The organism is Polaribacter sp. IC066 (assembly GCF_007997085.1).
In the GTDB taxonomy this organism is placed as follows: domain Bacteria; phylum Bacteroidota; class Bacteroidia; order Flavobacteriales; family Flavobacteriaceae; genus Polaribacter.
On sequence record NZ_VORR01000031.1, the window covers coordinates 24106 to 40706 of the forward strand.

Sequence of the window (16601 nt, forward strand, 5' to 3'; positions counted from 1 at the left end):
TATTGAGGATCTCTTAAAAACGCGATATTTGTTAAAACCCAACCAGGATTGGTTATTGGTCGCTAAAATAATTTTCGATTTGATATAACAAATACTTTAGCATCATAATCTTGAAAACAGAAATTATGAATTTTATTTTAGAAGGTGGACCACTCTTTATGGTTCCGTTAGTACTCTTATTAATGGTCATTGTTATTTTATTTGTAAAGGGATTCAAAAACAACACAGAAAAAGCGCACAAACTCATCAACTCTTTAAGCTTATTTGCTTTTGTGTTTGGCGTTTTAGGTTTTGTGATTGGTCTTTTGGGAGCTTTAGAAGTAATTTCTGCAAATAGCGGGAATATGTCTCCAGAAATTTTAGCTGGTGGCTTTAAAGTTGGCTTGCTCTCGCCTACTTTTGGAATGGTTATTTTTTTACTTGGAAAAATGTTTACCATTACTTTAACTTGGATAAAAAAATAAAACACTTTTTTTTATTCGTCAGGTGCAAAAAAGCATCTTTCTAAATTTTAGAAATGATGCTTTTTTGTTTGTATTTTTGTTCTTTATGAAAACCAAAAAAGTTTTTTTATTGTTAAACGGAGAAGCACCACGAACGCTTCCAGATATATCAAAATATAATCTTATTTGCGCAACTGACGGCGCTTACCAGTATTTAGAGCAGAACAGTATTGTTCCTCATTTTATTTCTGGTGATTTTGATTCGATAAAAAATATTCCTGACTCCATTGAAGTAATTCATACGCCAAATCAAGATTTTACAGATTTTGATAAAATACTACAACTACTTTTTGATAAAGGTTTTGCTGAAATTGATGTTTTTGGAGCCAGCGGAAAAGAACAAGATCATTTTTTAGGGAATTTGCACACTGCAATGCAATGGAAAAATAAATTAAATCTTACTTTTTTTGACAATCATAGTCGTTATTTTTTGGCTGATAAAAAAACAGAAATCACAAATTGTAAAGACAAAATTATTTCTTTGGTTCCGTTTCCAAAAGCGAATAAAATTAGTACAACAGGACTGGAATATCAATTAAACAAAGAAGATTTAACATTTGGCGAACGTATTGGCACAAGAAATAAAGCCATTCAAGAAAATATTAACATCACTTTTAAAAGTGGCCATTTATTTATTTTCATCAATCATTAAAAATAAAATATGCCTAAAAAAATAAAATTATTATGGGACTTTAGAGGTCCTGATGCCAAAGAAACTGCAAAACATCACACCATTCATTTAAAAGATTTTGCAAGGGTTGAAAACCTAACTTTTCATGAAATTGACATTCAAGAAAAAAACCCGATGTTAGTCTCCGCTTTTATTACTGTGGATGAAACAGATATGAAAATTTACAGAGATGCTTTAAAACCTCATCGTGGTGAAGTTGGCTAATTTCCTTTATTTTTTTAAAATTATTTATTTCTAACCTAGTTTATGAATGCTATTAGTCAATTACACTAAACTTTATTTTTAGTAGAAATAGATTAACATGATTGTCAAGATGAATATTTCATCCTTTAAACGAACATTAATTCTCTCTTTTATTCTTATTGATTAAATATTTAAGAGAGAAACTTAAAAAGTCCAAAACATGCAAACAACTAAACTCAATTCTAAAAGTATATTACCACTTACCTGCACTAGAGCTGGAACTTGCTGTTTTGGTAAAGCTGTTATGTTAAATCCTTGGGAAATTTTATGTTTTAGCAAAGAAAAGAAAATTACTCCGAGAGAATTTCGTGATTTGTATTGCGAATTTGGTGGTGTTCAATTAATTTTTGATGGTAAACCCGATAAAAAAGGACAAAAAGCATGCAGCCAATATGTAGATGGTTTTGGATGTAGTGTGCATATGGGGCGACCATTAGCGTGTCGTTTGTACCCGTTAGGGCGTCAAATACAATTTGATAAGGCACAGTATATTTACGAAGGAACTACCTTTCCTTGTTTAACCGATTGCGCCGAAGTTTTAAATTTACCCAAATTAAGTGTCGGTGAATATTTGAAAGACCAAGAAGCAGAAGCATTCGAAAAAGCACAAGATGAATATTTAAGTATCATGCAAAATATAGCGGATATCGGTTTTGAACTATTGCTAGATTCAGGATTAGCTGCAACCGGAGATAGGAAAACACTAGCTACTTGGCGCGAATTAGGCAAAGAGCCTCCAGCGCTTTTAGCAGAAAGAATAGGAAAAGAATGGATCGACTGCTTAATGATCCCCGAAATAACGATAGACTCAAAAAACCCTAGCACTTTTGCTCAAAAACACAATGATTTGCTACTTTTAAAAGCACAGCAAAACTTTGGCAGCTTACAAACATTTAAAGAACTTTATGAAGCCTCTGTTTTAATCATCGGAGTAGCATTGCATTTAGCAAGAGGTTTAGGAGCTGACACAAAAGAGATTTCTGAACATTGGATAGAATCGGCAAAAAGCCATGGTGCTCAAGAATAGTGTTTGAGGAAGTTGGATTTTAAAAGCTTAAAAGTATTGCTAATTACAGTAAAGAAATCGGTTTTAAAACTTTTTACCCCAAACCTACCTAACGAAAAATAAGAAAGGTATTTTTTTTATAACCTCATAATATAAAATTGAGGTAAAATATCAAAAGAGTAAAATTGCTTATTTTATATGGATTCTAAAAATAAAAAATCTTTGATTTACTAACTCTAAATAGCAATTGTTAAAACTCTGCTATATTCATTTAAAAGCAAGCTTTCAGGGCAGACAGAAAGACTATTCAAATAGAAAAAAGGCATATCTTTGTGTTTGAAATATATGTAAATTATGGAAAATCTATTGAAAAAAAGCATTCTATTAATGGTGACTATTGCATTATTTACATCTTGTGGTGATATTACCAAAAAAGTTGAGGATAAACTTAAAGTGTTAAATGAAAAAACACTAAAGCTAGATTCGCTTGTAAACAAAGAATTTAGTAAAGTACCTTCTCTTGATTCTATAATAAACATGAAGGACGATAAAATGAGAAAGCTTGACTCCATAATTGATAAGTCGTCTTCTAAATTTGATTCGATTTCTAGTGAAAAATAAATTCATTAAAAAAGTTTATTAACAAATAAAGTATCCTGCTTGTCAAGTAATTTTTGTTTAAACTTTATAACACCTCTTTAAAGACAAAGGAATTATACGATAGTAACATTATTTTTCTTTTTTCATTTTTAGTTTTTAAAATTAAATTTATGTCAAAAATTTAATTTTAATATCGAAAACTATACGACTATGCGCGCGCTATAATTCATTGATAACTCGGCGTATTTTAAGAAAATTCTGACATACTGCTATTTCTGATTTATGCATCACCTTTAAGATTATATCTGCTACTAAATACAAACAAAAGGATCGCTGAATTCAAGTCACAAAATCAAAAATAATTGAGCATTCATTTATAACAAATGAAATTATTGCCCTACATTTATTGGGTGAATTAAATAAAAGGAATGAAAAAAGTTGCAATTCTGTTTTTTAGTCTATTTTTTATTACCCAGATATTTTCTCAAAATAAAGCTATAAAAATCACAAATACCAGCTCTAAAAAAGAAAAAGAAATTAAAGAAAATAAAAGAGTAAAAATAAAAACAATAAACGGACAGGAGATCTCGGGTCGTTTTAAAGTAAAAAACGACAATACGATTGTCATAAAAAATAACCTTATTAGACTACATAACATTTTAGAAATAAAAAGAGACTCTTTATTCATCGCTATTTTAACTAGTACCTTTTTCGTTTATTTAGGCACAGGCTTTGCCATTTATGCCTTATTTAGTGGTTTACTGGTAAACCCTTCTGCTCTTTTATTGGCAATGCTGGCTGCTGCATTAATTTATATTAGCATGGATTCGCCTAATCTTCAAAAAAAGTATAAAAACGACAGTAATTGGACGTTTTCGACCACAACAATTTATAAATAAAAATCATACAAAATGATGTACGCTCATGATACTTTTAAAGCAGTTTTTAAATTTACACGCACAGTTATGAATTAAAATATTCCTATGCCTCTTAATCAAATAATTAAAGAAGTTAAACAGTTTACCTCGTTTCTAAACTTATTTTCTATTATGTTAAAATTTATATAAATTATCAAAATAACATCATATTAGCATTAAGTGTTAAGTATTAAGTATTAAATGTTAAATAATCTTAACAGAACACTGTTAATTAAATATAAAAATAACATCTTTAAAATATGGCAAAAATAATAACAACAAAAAGAGAAGTAGTTTCGGTGAAAATAAGAAAAGCAGGAATATATACTAAAAAACTAGGTACTAGAGTCGCTGTTTCTGCTAAACCAGTAAATACTCGAAAATACCATGTAATTATTGGTAATGCTGAAAAATGGACTGTTGTAGCCGACGGAAACGTAAGAGCAACAAAAGTTTTTGAGACCAAATTAGGAGCTATTGAATTTGCTACTTCAACTGCGCATAAAATTGAAGGAGAGGTTATAATACATAAAGAAACTAGACAGATTGAAAATAGAGTTTCATTGGCAAAGTAATTTAATACCGTCATGGCTTTTAACGATAATGTTTTTATAAATTGCCTTTTGATGATGAGTTTAGGTCTCTACTTAAAGCTCTAGTTTTTGAACTAATATACCTAGGTTTTACACCAAAGCTATCTCAAACCCTATCTTCTTCTTCTATCAGAGTAAACAAAATTAAAAATATAATAAAATCTTGTAAATATGGTATTCATGACTTATCTCGAAGTAAAGCAATGGCTAGTGGCGAACTTCCTAGATTCAATATGCCATATGAGCTAGGATTAGATATTGGAGCTTCAGAATATGGTAGTACAAGATTAAAAACAAAACGGATTTTAATTTTAGAAACAGAAAGAGATCACTATCAAAAGGTAATTTCTGATATTGTAGATCAAGACATAGAAAATCATAATGATGATCCAAAAACACTAATTACTAAAGTTAGAAATTGGTTTTCAGCAAACTTTCCTAATGATACTATAGTTGGCCAAAGCGAAATATGGATTGCTTATAACCAGTTTATTGCCGACCTAAACAATAAGTTTATTGCCAAAATACAGTGAAGCTGAAATCGAAGAAATGCCTATTGGGGATTTTATAAAATTTTCTATTGATTGGATAAAGAGCTTTAATGATAGACAAAATTAAGAGGTATGTAATTAATTTCTAAATTTTTACTAAATACTCGGAAAATCCTACCAACCCACACCTTATAATTCTCTTTTACCGATTTTTTTTGCTAACCAATGAGATTCATTATAAATAATGCCTTACCGAATTCCGAAATTTACCTCCACTTAATACCGCAACCAACACTCGGTTTTTGGTTTTCTAAAACTGTTTTATTTTCTAATAAATTATCTAGAGAGTTTCTCAAATCAAACCCTGTAACTGGTTTTCCGTTTCCTGGTCGAGAATTATCTAACTGTCCGTGATAAACCGATTTTAAATCAGCATCAAAAACATAGAAATCTGGGGTGCAAGCTGCATCATACTCTTTGGCTACTTTTTGTGTTTCATCAAACAAATACGCAAAAGGATAGCTTAAATTCGCCGCTATTTCTTTCATAAATTTAGGTGCATCTTGCGGATAATTTTCAATTTCATTAGAACTTATTGCTATAAAATTGATTCCTTTTTGCTGATATTCATTTGCCATTTTTATCAACTCATTATTTACATGAATTACAAACGGACAATGATTACAAATAAACATAATTACAGTTCCTTTTTCTCCTTTTAATTGATTTAAAGAATAAAAAGTATCATCAATTGTATTCATTAAATTAAAATATGGAGCTTTTGTGCCTATTTTAAATTCGTTTGATTCTGTTAATGCCATGATTAGTTTTTAGTTGTTGGTTGTTCGTTTTTGGTTCGTTTTTGTGAGGAACGAACCAATCTTGTTGACGCACTAACAGATTGCTTCGTACCTCGCAATGACGTTTTATTTACTTTATTCCTCTGCCAAAGCCTGCGCACAAATATAACCACCTGTCCAAGCATTCTGAAAATTAAATCCGCCAGTTACGGCATCAATATTTAAAACTTCACCAACAAAAAAGAGGTTTTTATGTTTTTTACTTTCAAAATTTTTAAAGTTGATTTCCTTTAAATCAATGCCACCAGCAGTTACAAATTCGTCTTTAAAGGTGGTTCTTCCGTTAGCGTTATAAATTCCTTTTGTTAACTGATTTGCTAACTTATCTAGTTGCGTAGTATTTAAATCTGCCCAATTTTGGATTTTAGAAATATCAGAAAATAGTACAAAACGTTCCCACAATCTTTTAGAAATTTCTGCAAATGGCGATTTTAAAATCACTGTTTTACGTGGTTCTTTCTTTTTTAAATTTAGTAAAACATTTAATACTTTATCCGTTGGTCTAGACAACCAATTTACTTCTACATTATATTGATATTTTTTCTCTGCTAAAATTCTTGCTCCAAAAGCAGATAACTTTAAAACTGCTGGCCCGCTCATTCCCCAATGTGTAATTAACAAAGGTCCCGAAGCTTCTAATTTTGTACCTACAATCTGAACAGTAGCATTGGGTACAGACGTGCCTAATAAATCTACCAAACGTTTGTCATTAATATTAAAGGTAAACAAAGAAGGAACAGGATTAATTATTGAATGGTCTAAAGTCTCGCATAATTCCCAAACTCTTTTAGAGCTTCCTGCGGCAATGACTACCTTATCAGCTTCAAAAATTTGCTCTTTTGTGTTGATAATCCACTTTCCGTCTTTTTGATGTATCGAATTTACTCCGTGATTTGTAAGTACTTTAATCCCCAACGTATCAATAGAATTTTGAAAACAATCTATAATTGCCTGACTTTTATTAGCTTCAGGAAAAACACGATTATCGCGCTCTATTTTTAAAGGAACTCCCCGGTCATCAAACCACTCAAAAGTATCTCCTGTCGTAAATTGATGAAAAGGCCCTAACAATTCTTTTTCTCCTCTAGGATAAAATTTAACCAATTCTTTCGGTTCAAAACACGCATGTGTAACATTGCATCTTCCCCCTCCAGAAATTCTTACTTTTTGTAAGACGTCTTTCCCTTTTTCTAGAATCGTAATCTCTAAATCTGGGTTCTTTTCTTTGGCGTTTATCGCTGTAAAATACCCTGCTGCTCCGCCCCCAATTATGATTATTTTGCTCATATTTTTGTTTTAGACCTCACAGGTTTTAAAAACCTGTGAGGTCTTACGTTTTTATAAAATTATCTCTGAATATTTTAATACCGTTTCAAATCCTTTCTTTTTAAAATACCCAAGGGTATCTGAATTTCCTGTTGCTAAAACAAAGTCTCCACCCCAAGCTCCTAAACTTTTTACTTCTCCAAAATAATCTGGAAATAATTTTTCTTTTACCGGTTTTAGTTTGATAATAGAACTGATAATTTTTTCATGTTCAAAAATTAGCTTGTCAAAATCTTGAATTGATTTCGCTTTTAAAAACTCCTCTGAAATCGTTGAAACTGCTTCAATTTCTTTTTGAAAACTATCACCACTTTCTCTAAATTTCGCAATTCCTTCTTTAGAATCTTGTTTCTGATTTAAATGCACAAAAAACAACTTTTCTTTAAAACTTGGGCTGAACTTAACGGGCTCAATAATAGGCTTTTTATTTTCAATTTTATAAAAAATAGACGTGTCATTTTGTGCACAAGCAATATCATATCCGCTACCTTTAAAAGAGTTCCAAAGTAATTTAAAAGCATCTACTTTTGCCCAAGAAGCAATAGAGTTTATTAAGGTTGATGAACTCCCTAATCCCCAATCTCTAGGAAACGTTAGTTTTGTTTTGACAACATATCCATTTTTAGAATTTAAAAAAATAGGATTTAAATTTTTGGCTTCGGTTAAAATCTCTAACAAGGTTTCTGCGATAAACGCTGCGCTTCCTTCTTTATCAGCGTTAAAAGAACAATTTACCAACCTTAATTTTGGCAAATCAAAAACAGCCTCAAACCAACATTCTCCTGTATTTGTAAAACTTCCCCAGATTAATTGCGGTTCCTGTATGCTCTCAACAATTAAATCTTGACCAAATTTTGTAGGTACTGCCAAAGATTGGGCGCCATCTAAAACTAGATATTCTCCTGTTAATAATAATTTTCCGTTTGAATAAAAATTCATTTATTTTTTTGAATTTAATATACCATTTATTCAATGGGTTTCAACCCATTGAATTTTTATGCATTCAATGGGCTGAAGCCCATTGCTATTGATGAATTTTATTTATCATCAAATTTTTTAAAATCATATTTCAATATAAAATCCATATGTTCAATAGGTTAAAACCCATTGCTATTGATGAATTGCATTTAATTCATTTTATGAATTAAATTCCATGAATCGAATCCTGTTCAATTGCATCATGCTTTAGCATGATGATGATGATGATGATGATGATAAAATTATTTATCATCAAATTTTTTAAAATCATATTTCAATATAAAATCTTCATATTCTTCCTGAAAAGATTTTTTAGCATGATGCCTTTCTTGATTTCTAATATAATTTCTAACCTTCTCAACAATCGATTCTGATACAGAAACAGCAAAATATTCCGTTTGCCATTGAAATTTTTCTTTTGTTAATCCTTGTTGATTAATCCAAAAAGAAGATTCTCCTTTAATCAATTGCATCAGCTTTTGTATCGTTTGATCCGATCCCAGAGAAACTAAACAATGACAATGATCTGAATATCCGTTTACAAAATCTATATGAATACCTTTTTCTTTACCGTTTTTTTTTATGTGCTTCCATACCTTTTGTCTCAATTCTTTTGTTTCCAAAAACGGAACTCTATTTTTGGTACTCCAAACAAAATGTATGTAAACCTTTATAAATGACATGATTTTTTTTCATCAATTAACAATGGGTTGAAACCCATTGCTGTTTATCAATTAACAACGGGTTGAAACCCATTGCTATTTATCAATTAACAACGGGTTGAAACCCATTGCTATTTATCAATTAACAACGGGTTGAAACCCATTGCTATTCATCAATTAACAACGGGTTGAAACCCATTGCTATTTATCAATTAACAACGGGTTGAAACCCATTGCTATTCAATTACAACAAACCAAATTGTTTAAAATGATGCGTAAAATGTTTTACTTGAAATTTCTTCCATGCTTCAAAATCTAACTCCCCAAAAAATGGATGCACAATCGTTCTATTTTTATCGTCTGTAAAAACTTTTACAAATACTTCTAGTTGGTGCAGTAAATCGTCAGTTGCCAAATGAAGCGAACTAAATTTTAGATCAATTGGTTCATCAGACAAAAAAGAAGCTCTAAAACCCGTTTGCAATTCATTTTCAGTATTTAAAAATGGTTTTCTTCTTGCTGTTTTTTCATCAGAAACATACACATCAACGTTCCAATTTCCGCTGGCTATTTGTGTTACCGCGCTTAAATGCTCTATCATTTGTTGCGCATTCATCGTGCCAAAAACAGGTTTCGAATTTTTATCCAAAGAAGACAATGTTTCTTTAATTGTATTAAAATTTAAAAAATCTACCCAGTTTACTTTTGGCTTTCTTAAGGTATTTATTTTCTCAACAACCGCAGAGTGCGTCACTGTTCTTTTATCAAAATAAGTTGTAATAATTTCTTTTTCTTCTTGTGTGGCATCAAACTGATTCAAAATATTTTGCAGATGCATTTTCATGTGTCCAAACTGAATTCCTTTAGTTGTAAGCGCTCTTAAGGCCGCGAAATTTTGTGCTAAACCTGCTGCTGCTATAATTTGCATTAGCACTCTTGCGGATGGTTTTTGCAGCATTTGTAAAGAAATTTTCGCCATCGGATGTAAAGCTGTTAATCCGCCAACGGTTCCTAATGCTAACGGCAGCTCTATCCAGAATTTAAAAACACCACCCTCAATAGAACAATGAGAAAGGCTAGAATACGAGCCAGAACGCGAAGCATACGCATGGGCACCAGCCTCGATAGCTCTAAAATCATTGCCAGTTGCCAAAACTACGGCATCAATTCCGTTCATAATTCCTTTATTGTGCGTAACCGCTCGGTAAGGCTCTATTTCTGCAATTTTTACTGCTTGATAAAATTTCTCTGCAAATTTCTGCGGATTATCGCCTCCTAAATCATCTATTTTACAACTCACTTCTGCTCGTACCAAACATTCTGGCACAAAATTAGACAAGATGCTCATTACAATTTCGATATCGGCTGTTTCAAACTTTTTTGCGATCGCTTCTAAACAAGAATTGATAAAGTTTGCGCCCATAGAATCTTTCGTTTCAAAAGTTGCATTCAATTGATAGTAGTTGGCTAATTTAGCTGTTTTATCGACCAACTTGATATCTAAAATTCCGCCACCACGCTTCTCCATATTCTTTGTAATGGAAGCTGTAGCCGCAAATAATTCAGTTTTATTTTTATTAAAATAATCTTCTAAATCATTATACTTGCCAGAATACATAAAATGGACTTGACCAATTTTTGTAGTACCTATTACCGTTGTTTTAAAACCGCCTCTTGTGCTCCAAAACTTACCCACTAAAGAAGCTGCAGCCACCACAGAACTTTCTTCAATAACCATAGGAATTACATAGGCTCTATTATTAATTACAAAATTGGGTGCAACACCAAAAGGCAAATAAAAATTGGTGATGGTATTCTCTATAAAATCGTCATGAAGTTGTTGTAATTTTTCATCATTATTCCAATACTGCTTTATAATTTCGATTGCACTTAAATTATTTTCAAAATAATTTTCTGCCAACCAATTCAATTTTTCTTCTTTTGTCAATTTAGAAAAACCAGAAATAATTTTAGACATCTCTCTTTTTATTTTCTTTAAGACACAAATATAAAGTAATCTGTAAAAAATTAGCTTTAATTGTACTATAGATTTTAATAAACGAACCCAATACAAAAGATTTAAATAACGTCTAACCTGCCCAAATATAAAATAACTATTTTCTCTTAAATTATCCTTAAAAAATTCACTACAAAAACACAAATAGTAACGATTTAATAAAAACATTTAATGTTTATCATAATTAAATTTAATAGTGAACTATATTTTTTAAATAGCTAATAATTTATCTTTGATTACAAATAATAGTTAAAGTAACCAAATATGAAAAATGTAAGTTTAATAGCAATTTTAGGAATGTTTTTACTTTCTAGTTGCGCAGTTGTGAGACCGGGAGAAGTAGGTATTAAACAAACTTTAGGTAAATTATCTAAAGAAGTAAAAACCCAAGGAACTGTTCTTTACAATCCTTTTATAAGTAAAGTTCTTAAAGAATCTACAAAAACTAGTAACATAAAATTAGTACTGAGCTTGCCAAGTAAAGAGGGCTTAAGTGTAAATTCTGAAATCTCAATTTTATATCGATTAGAAGCAAACAAAGTTGCCTCTGTTCTTGAGAATTTAGGACAAGATTACGAATCAATAATCACAAGTGTATTTAGATCTGCAGCTTCAGATGTGTGTGCAAAGTTTTTTGCGAAAGACATGCACTCCGGAAAAAGAGCAGACATTGAGACTGAAATTTTAGCGAAGATGAAAGTGAATCTTGAAAAGCAAGCAGAGGGCCAAGCAGATGGTATCCAGTTAATTGCTGTTCTGATGAAAAGAATTCAATTACCAAGAGGTTTAGCAAATTCTATTGAAAGAAAGTTACAGGCCGAACAAGATGCAATGCGATTAAAATTTGTTTTAGAGCAAGAATTGTTAGAAGCAGAAAGAAAAATTATTAGTGCCAAAGGAGAAAGAGATGCACAACTAATTATTGCAGAAGGTTTAACACCAGATATTTTAAAATTAAAAGCTATTGAAGCGTTTAGAGAATTGGCAAGATCTGCCAATGCTAAAACTATTATTACAGATGGCAAAACCCCTTTAATCATCGGCACCGATGATGCAAAAGCAACAAAAGAAAATGAAAATAAAAAATAATTCTTTTAAATAAATTACAATCTCGATAATCTTAAAATGTTATCGAGATTTTTTTTTGCTAAAAAATGATAAAAACAAAATATTTCTTCAATATTTAAAATTCTAGATTTAAAACTTCGATTAATAAAACCTATTTTTTCACATTATTTTCGTAAACTTGGAAAACTTTTTATAAAATATAAAGTCTCAAATGAAAAACCTCATCATTATAGCAACCGTCTTACTTATTGTAGGCTGTAAAGAAAACACTTCTAACAACAAATTGACAAAAACTAAAGAAATCACACTTGAAGAAATTTGGGATAAAACTTTTTCTCCTGAAAAAATGAATGCTTTAAATTCTATGAATGGCAATTTCTATTCGCTTTTAAATATTGATAAAGAATCTGGAGCAACCACTGTAGATACTTATAGTTATGCTACTTTAGAAAAAGTTGCCACCATTGTAAATAGTAAAGATTTAGAAAAAATCGAATCTATTTCTTCTTATAGTTTTAACAATGATGAAACTAAAATAATTCTAGGAACCGATTTTAAGAAGATTTATAGACATTCTTTTACGGGCACCTTTTATGCTTATGATATTGCTTCTAAAAAAGTAACTTTAATAGAAAAAGATATTCAAGAGCCTATTTTTTCTCCGGATAACCAAAAAGTTGCCTACGCTAAAGACAATAATATTTTTATCAAAGATTTTTCTAGAAATAAAATTACGCAAGTAACTAAAGACGGAAAAAAGAATCATATTATAAACGGAATTACAGATTGGGTTTACGAAGAAGAGTTTGGTTTTGTAAGAGCTTTTGAATGGAGCAACGATAGCAAATACTTGGCTTTTTTACGTTTTGATGAAACGGATGTTCCTACTTTTTCTATGGATATTGTGGGTAAAGAAAATTATCCTGATCAACAGGTATTCAAATACCCAAAAGCAGGAGAAAAAAATGCTGATGTTACACTGCACATGTACACTGTTGATTCTCAAAACACGAAAAAAATTAGTCTAGGCGATTATGAATATATCCCAAGAATAAAATGGTCTAACGACGATGCTGTTCTTGTAGCAACGACGTTAAATCGTCATCAAAATAGTTTAAACCTCCATAAAGTAAATGCTTTAAAAAACACTGCTACTTTACTTTTTAACGAAACAGACAAAGCTTATATAAATGTTACTGACAATCTTACTTTTTTAGCGGATAATTCTTTTATTTGGACCAGTGAAAATGATGGATTTAATCATATTTATCACTATGATTTTAATGGTAATTTAATCAATCAAATTACAAAAGGAAATTGGGAAGTAACTAAATATTACGGATTTAATCAAGAAAAGAAAACTATTTATTACCAATCTGTAGAAAACGGCTCTACCAATAGAGGCGTTTATTCCGTTGGCTTAAATGGTGAAACTAAAAAATTATTAAGCAATAAAGAAGGTCAAAATAGTGCGGCTTTTAGCACCAACTTAAACTACTTTATCAACACGTTTTCTTCATCAGCAATTCCGCCAGTTTATTCGCTATACACTGCAGAAGGTGAAATGCTTAAAGTAATTGAAGACAATGCAGCACTTAAAGATAAATTATCAATGTATGCCATGAGTTCTAAAGAGTTTTCTACAATTACTATTAATGGAAATGATTTAAACATGTGGATGCTTAAACCTGTAGATTTTGACGAAAACAAGAAGTACCCAATGTTAATGTTTCAATACTCGGGTCCTGGATCTCAAAAAGTAAGCAATAGCTGGAATGACTCTAATGATTATTGGCACAATATGTTAGCGCAAAAAGGAATGATTATAGTGTGTGTTGATGGTCGTGGAACAGGCTTAAAAGGTGCTGATTTTAAAAAATCTACCTATTTAAATTTGGTAAAATTTGAAACTGAAGATCAAATTGCTTCCGCTAAAAAATTGGCAGAGCGTTCTTATATCGATGAAAACAATATCGGTATTTGGGGTTGGTCTTTTGGTGGGCATATGAGTACAAATTCGCTTTTAAAAGGAAGTGATATTTTTACAACAGCAATTGCAGTGGCACCTGTAACTTCTTGGCGGTTTTATGATTCTGTTTACACAGAACGTTTTTTAAGAACTCCGCAAGAAAACCCTGCTGGTTATGATGAAAATTCTCCTGTAAATTATGCAGAAAAATTAGAAGGAAATTACCTATTAGTGCATGGCACTGGTGATGATAATGTGCATGTTCAAAACAGTTATAGAATGATTAACGCTTTAATTGAAGCCAATAAACAGTTTGATATGTTTATTGTGCCAGATAGAACACATTCCATTGTAAAAGGAAAAAATATGCGCTTAAATTTATACACAAAAATGACAAATTTTGTAGAAGAGCATCTAATTAATAAATCAAAATAATCAACTAAAACAAAAGAATAATTATGTTAGACAAAGGAGTGAATGCAACTGCAGAAGACCCGCAACTATTTGGACATCCAAAAGGGTTATTTTATTTATTCTTTGCAGAATTATGGGAGCGTTTTAGTTTCTATGGTATGCGAGCGTTGCTAACGCTTTACATGGTTGAAGAAATTTTTAAATCATTATCTAATAGAGATTATGCCACAGCAGCTGTTTATGCATCTTATGGTTCTTTAGTGTATGCTTCTACTGTAATTGGTGGTCAAATTTCTGATAAAATATTAGGAATGCGAAGTTCTATTTTTTTAGGCGGAATTCTAATGTCTATTGGTCATTTTGTTTTAGCAGTTGAAAATGATATTGCTTTCTTTTTAGCCTTGGCCTTTATTATTGTTGGTAACGGGTTTTTTAAACCCAACATATCAACCTTTGTTGGAGCTTTATATAAAGATGGCGATGTAAGAAAAGATTCTGGATTTACTATATTCTATATGGGTATAAATATAGGCGGCTGGGTTGCTCCATTATTATGTGGATGGTTAGCCGTAAAATATGGCTATCATTACGGATTTGGTTTGGCAGGAATAGGCATGATGGCTGGATTAATTTTCTTTTGGAGCGGTATAAAAAAGAATGTTTTTGGTGATAAAGGTTTACCTCCAAGCAAAGAAATATACGAAAAACCAGTTATCGGAATTCCGCAAAAGACATTGATTCCAATAATTGCCATACTTTTTGTACCCGTAATTGCCTACATTTTATCTTCTTACGAAGCTATTATGGGAGGAGATTCATTTTTAGGAGATGAAACCATTGTAGGGTTAATTTTTAAAATAATCGGAATTACAATTGTTATCTATTTAGGAAGCATCATGTTAAAAGCTACTTTAGAGGAACGTAAAAAATTGTTTATGGCAGTTTTAATTACATTTTTTATGACCATGTTCTGGGGTTTTCATGAACTATCAGGAAGTGTAATTACATTGTTTGCATCTAGAAACGTTTCTTTAGATGGTATTATGACCGCTGCTCAAACAAACTCGTTAAACTCGATGTTTATCATCATTCTTGCAATTCCTATTTCATTGTTATGGGGATATTTATCAAAGAAAAACTTAAACCCTAGAACGCCCTACAAATTTGGGTTAGGTTTATTATTAGCAGGAGCTAGTTTTTATATTTTAGCTTTAAGTAAAGGTAATGCCGATGAAAACGGTATGGTTCCTTTTGCATACTTATTAGTTATGTATTTAATTTTGTCTATCGGAGAGTTATTTATGTCGCCCGTTGGTTTGTCAAAAATCACAGATTTATCACCTAAAAAAATAGTCGCATTTATGATGGGAATTTGGTTCTTATCATCTGCATATGCTTTTCAAATTGTAGGTTTCATAGGCAAACAACTAGCTGTAGAAAGTACGGATGCCAATGTTGGTGGTTTAGATACCTTAGCTATTTACACAGATGGTTTCTTACTTATTTCGAAATATGCGGTGGGTGCTGGATTAATCATTATTATATTCTCGCCTTTAATGAAAAAACTAATGGGCAAAGTACATTAAACAACATCAAACCAAACCTCATAAACTTAAATTTATGGGGTTTTGTTTTTTCCGTTTGATACCGAATTAATGCGCGCCATCCAATAATTTATAAATTTGGCACATCATTTGTACTCCATATAACATGAAGAGAACTTTTATAGCACTGGCAATTTTAGCTTTTTTAAGCAGCAACATAACGGCACAAAAAATTAATTGGGTTTCTTTAAACGAGGCTTTAGAACTTCAAAAAGAAAATCCTAAAAAAATAATGATCGATATTTACACAAATTGGTGTGGACCGTGTAAATTATTAGATAAAAAAACGTTTCAGAATAACGATGTAGCTAGCTATGTTAATGAGCATTATTACGCCGTTAAATTTAATGGTGAAGGGAATGAAACTGTACATTATCAAGAAAAAACTTTTAAGAATCCTAATTACGATGCAGCAAAAGCACAAACTAGAAATAGTGCACACGAATTTGCAAACTATATGGGCGTAAACGCATACCCAACCATTGCTTTTTTAAGTGAAACAGGAGACTTTATAATTCCGTTAAAAGGTTTTTATGAACCCCAGCAATTAGAGTTTTACCTTAAATTATTTTTCACAGACAAACATAAAGAGTTAAAAACTCAAGAAACCTTTGATGCCTATTATAAAACGTTTGAGCCGAAATTTAAAAGTTAGTTTT

Annotated in this window: 16 protein-coding genes and 1 pseudogene; 12 read left to right on the plus strand and 5 right to left on the minus strand. The window is 31.1% G+C overall.

Features of this window, described 5'->3' with window-relative positions:
* Positions 1-125 precede the first annotated feature (125 nt).
* The 8 genes from ES044_RS11420 (at position 126) to ES044_RS11455 (ending at position 5086) form a co-directional block, all read left to right on the plus strand.
* Positions 126-464: a MotA/TolQ/ExbB proton channel family protein gene (locus ES044_RS11420; protein ID WP_147119440.1), complete on the plus strand. Its 339-nt coding sequence runs from the start codon at positions 126-128 to the stop codon at positions 462-464.
* A gap of 85 nt (positions 465-549) precedes the next feature.
* Positions 550-1155 (plus strand): thiamine diphosphokinase, encoded by a 606-nt coding sequence (locus ES044_RS11425; RefSeq protein ID WP_147119441.1) that lies wholly within the window; start codon positions 550-552, stop codon positions 1153-1155.
* A 9-nt stretch (positions 1156-1164) separates the two neighbouring features.
* Complete coding sequence (locus ES044_RS11430; protein WP_147119442.1) at positions 1165-1398, plus strand: hypothetical protein; 234 nt, start codon at positions 1165-1167, stop codon at positions 1396-1398.
* Between the two features lie 199 nt (positions 1399-1597).
* Positions 1598-2464, plus strand: a complete 867-nt coding sequence (locus ES044_RS11435) for a YkgJ family cysteine cluster protein (RefSeq protein ID WP_147119443.1) — start codon at positions 1598-1600, stop codon at positions 2462-2464.
* 366 nt (positions 2465-2830) lie between these two features.
* Positions 2831-3064: a hypothetical protein gene (locus tag ES044_RS11440; RefSeq protein WP_147119444.1), complete on the plus strand. Its 234-nt coding sequence runs from the start codon at positions 2831-2833 to the stop codon at positions 3062-3064.
* A gap of 407 nt (positions 3065-3471) precedes the next feature.
* The gene (locus ES044_RS11445) at positions 3472-3942 is read left to right on the plus strand and encodes a hypothetical protein (protein WP_147119445.1); all 471 of its coding nucleotides are present in this window, start codon (positions 3472-3474) and stop codon (positions 3940-3942) included.
* 278 nt (positions 3943-4220) lie between these two features.
* On the plus strand, positions 4221-4535 hold the full coding sequence (locus ES044_RS11450; protein WP_147119446.1) for a DUF2188 domain-containing protein: 315 nt from the start codon (positions 4221-4223) through the stop codon (positions 4533-4535).
* Between the two features lie 41 nt (positions 4536-4576).
* Entirely contained in the window at positions 4577-5086 is a 510-nt protein-coding gene (locus ES044_RS11455) for a hypothetical protein (RefSeq protein WP_147119447.1), read from the plus strand.
* A 224-nt stretch (positions 5087-5310) separates the two neighbouring features.
* On the opposite strand, the gene ES044_RS11460 is transcribed toward ES044_RS11455, so the two are convergent.
* The 5 genes and pseudogenes from ES044_RS11460 to ES044_RS11480 all read right to left on the minus strand — a co-directional run.
* Positions 5311-5865, minus strand: a complete 555-nt coding sequence (locus tag ES044_RS11460; RefSeq protein ID WP_147119448.1) for a thioredoxin family protein — start codon at positions 5863-5865, stop codon at positions 5311-5313.
* Positions 5866-5979: 114 nt separating this feature from the next.
* A complete protein-coding gene (locus tag ES044_RS11465; protein WP_147119449.1) occupies positions 5980-7191 on the minus strand; it encodes an NAD(P)/FAD-dependent oxidoreductase in 1212 nt (403 codons plus the stop codon).
* 51 nt (positions 7192-7242) lie between these two features.
* Positions 7243-8169, minus strand: coding sequence for a GYDIA family GHMP kinase (locus ES044_RS11470; RefSeq protein ID WP_147119450.1), 927 nt, complete (start codon positions 8167-8169; stop codon positions 7243-7245).
* A 281-nt stretch (positions 8170-8450) separates the two neighbouring features.
* The gene (tnpA, locus tag ES044_RS11475; protein WP_147119451.1) at positions 8451-8891 is read right to left on the minus strand and encodes an IS200/IS605 family transposase; all 441 of its coding nucleotides are present in this window, start codon (positions 8889-8891) and stop codon (positions 8451-8453) included.
* Positions 8892-9579: 688 nt separating this feature from the next.
* Positions 9580-10977: pseudogene (locus tag ES044_RS11480) on the minus strand (hydroxymethylglutaryl-CoA reductase, degradative); the annotation flags it as partial.
* A gap of 174 nt (positions 10978-11151) precedes the next feature.
* Between ES044_RS11480 and ES044_RS11485 the strand changes: the two are divergent.
* The 4 genes from ES044_RS11485 (at position 11152) to ES044_RS11500 (ending at position 16597) form a co-directional block, all read left to right on the plus strand.
* Positions 11152-11976, plus strand: coding sequence for a prohibitin family protein (locus ES044_RS11485; protein ID WP_147119453.1), 825 nt, complete (start codon positions 11152-11154; stop codon positions 11974-11976).
* A gap of 190 nt (positions 11977-12166) precedes the next feature.
* Positions 12167-14359 (plus strand): S9 family peptidase, encoded by a 2193-nt coding sequence (locus tag ES044_RS11490; protein ID WP_147119454.1) that lies wholly within the window; start codon positions 12167-12169, stop codon positions 14357-14359.
* A gap of 23 nt (positions 14360-14382) precedes the next feature.
* Positions 14383-15924: a peptide MFS transporter gene (locus ES044_RS11495; RefSeq protein ID WP_147119455.1), complete on the plus strand. Its 1542-nt coding sequence runs from the start codon at positions 14383-14385 to the stop codon at positions 15922-15924.
* Positions 15925-16048: 124 nt separating this feature from the next.
* The gene (locus ES044_RS11500; RefSeq protein WP_147119456.1) at positions 16049-16597 is read left to right on the plus strand and encodes a thioredoxin family protein; all 549 of its coding nucleotides are present in this window, start codon (positions 16049-16051) and stop codon (positions 16595-16597) included.
* Positions 16598-16601: the final 4 nt, after the last annotated feature.

What these genes read in the sequence shown, in the direction of transcription:
- ES044_RS11500 (WP_147119456.1), top strand. Translation starts at nt 16,049, where the DNA reads ATGAAGAGAACTTTTATAGCACTGGCAATTTTAGCTTTTTTAAGCAGC.
- ES044_RS11440 (WP_147119444.1), top strand. Translation starts at nt 2,831, where the DNA reads ATGGTGACTATTGCATTATTTACATCTTGTGGTGATATTACCAAAAAA.
- ES044_RS11430 (WP_147119442.1), top strand. Translation starts at nt 1,165, where the DNA reads ATGCCTAAAAAAATAAAATTATTATGGGACTTTAGAGGTCCTGATGCC.
- ES044_RS11425 (WP_147119441.1), top strand. Translation starts at nt 550, where the DNA reads ATGAAAACCAAAAAAGTTTTTTTATTGTTAAACGGAGAAGCACCACGA.
- ES044_RS11420 (WP_147119440.1), top strand. Translation starts at nt 126, where the DNA reads ATGAATTTTATTTTAGAAGGTGGACCACTCTTTATGGTTCCGTTAGTA.
- ES044_RS11435 (WP_147119443.1), top strand. Translation starts at nt 1,598, where the DNA reads ATGCAAACAACTAAACTCAATTCTAAAAGTATATTACCACTTACCTGC.
- ES044_RS11485 (WP_147119453.1), top strand. Translation starts at nt 11,152, where the DNA reads ATGAAAAATGTAAGTTTAATAGCAATTTTAGGAATGTTTTTACTTTCT.
- ES044_RS11450 (WP_147119446.1), top strand. Translation starts at nt 4,221, where the DNA reads ATGGCAAAAATAATAACAACAAAAAGAGAAGTAGTTTCGGTGAAAATA.
- ES044_RS11490 (WP_147119454.1), top strand. Translation starts at nt 12,167, where the DNA reads ATGAAAAACCTCATCATTATAGCAACCGTCTTACTTATTGTAGGCTGT.
- ES044_RS11460 (WP_147119448.1), bottom strand. Translation starts at nt 5,865, where the DNA reads ATGGCATTAACAGAATCAAACGAATTTAAAATAGGCACAAAAGCTCCA.
- ES044_RS11445 (WP_147119445.1), top strand. Translation starts at nt 3,472, where the DNA reads ATGAAAAAAGTTGCAATTCTGTTTTTTAGTCTATTTTTTATTACCCAG.
- tnpA (WP_147119451.1), bottom strand. Translation starts at nt 8,891, where the DNA reads ATGTCATTTATAAAGGTTTACATACATTTTGTTTGGAGTACCAAAAAT.
- ES044_RS11470 (WP_147119450.1), bottom strand. Translation starts at nt 8,169, where the DNA reads ATGAATTTTTATTCAAACGGAAAATTATTATTAACAGGAGAATATCTA.
- ES044_RS11465 (WP_147119449.1), bottom strand. Translation starts at nt 7,191, where the DNA reads ATGAGCAAAATAATCATAATTGGGGGCGGAGCAGCAGGGTATTTTACA.
- ES044_RS11495 (WP_147119455.1), top strand. Translation starts at nt 14,383, where the DNA reads ATGTTAGACAAAGGAGTGAATGCAACTGCAGAAGACCCGCAACTATTT.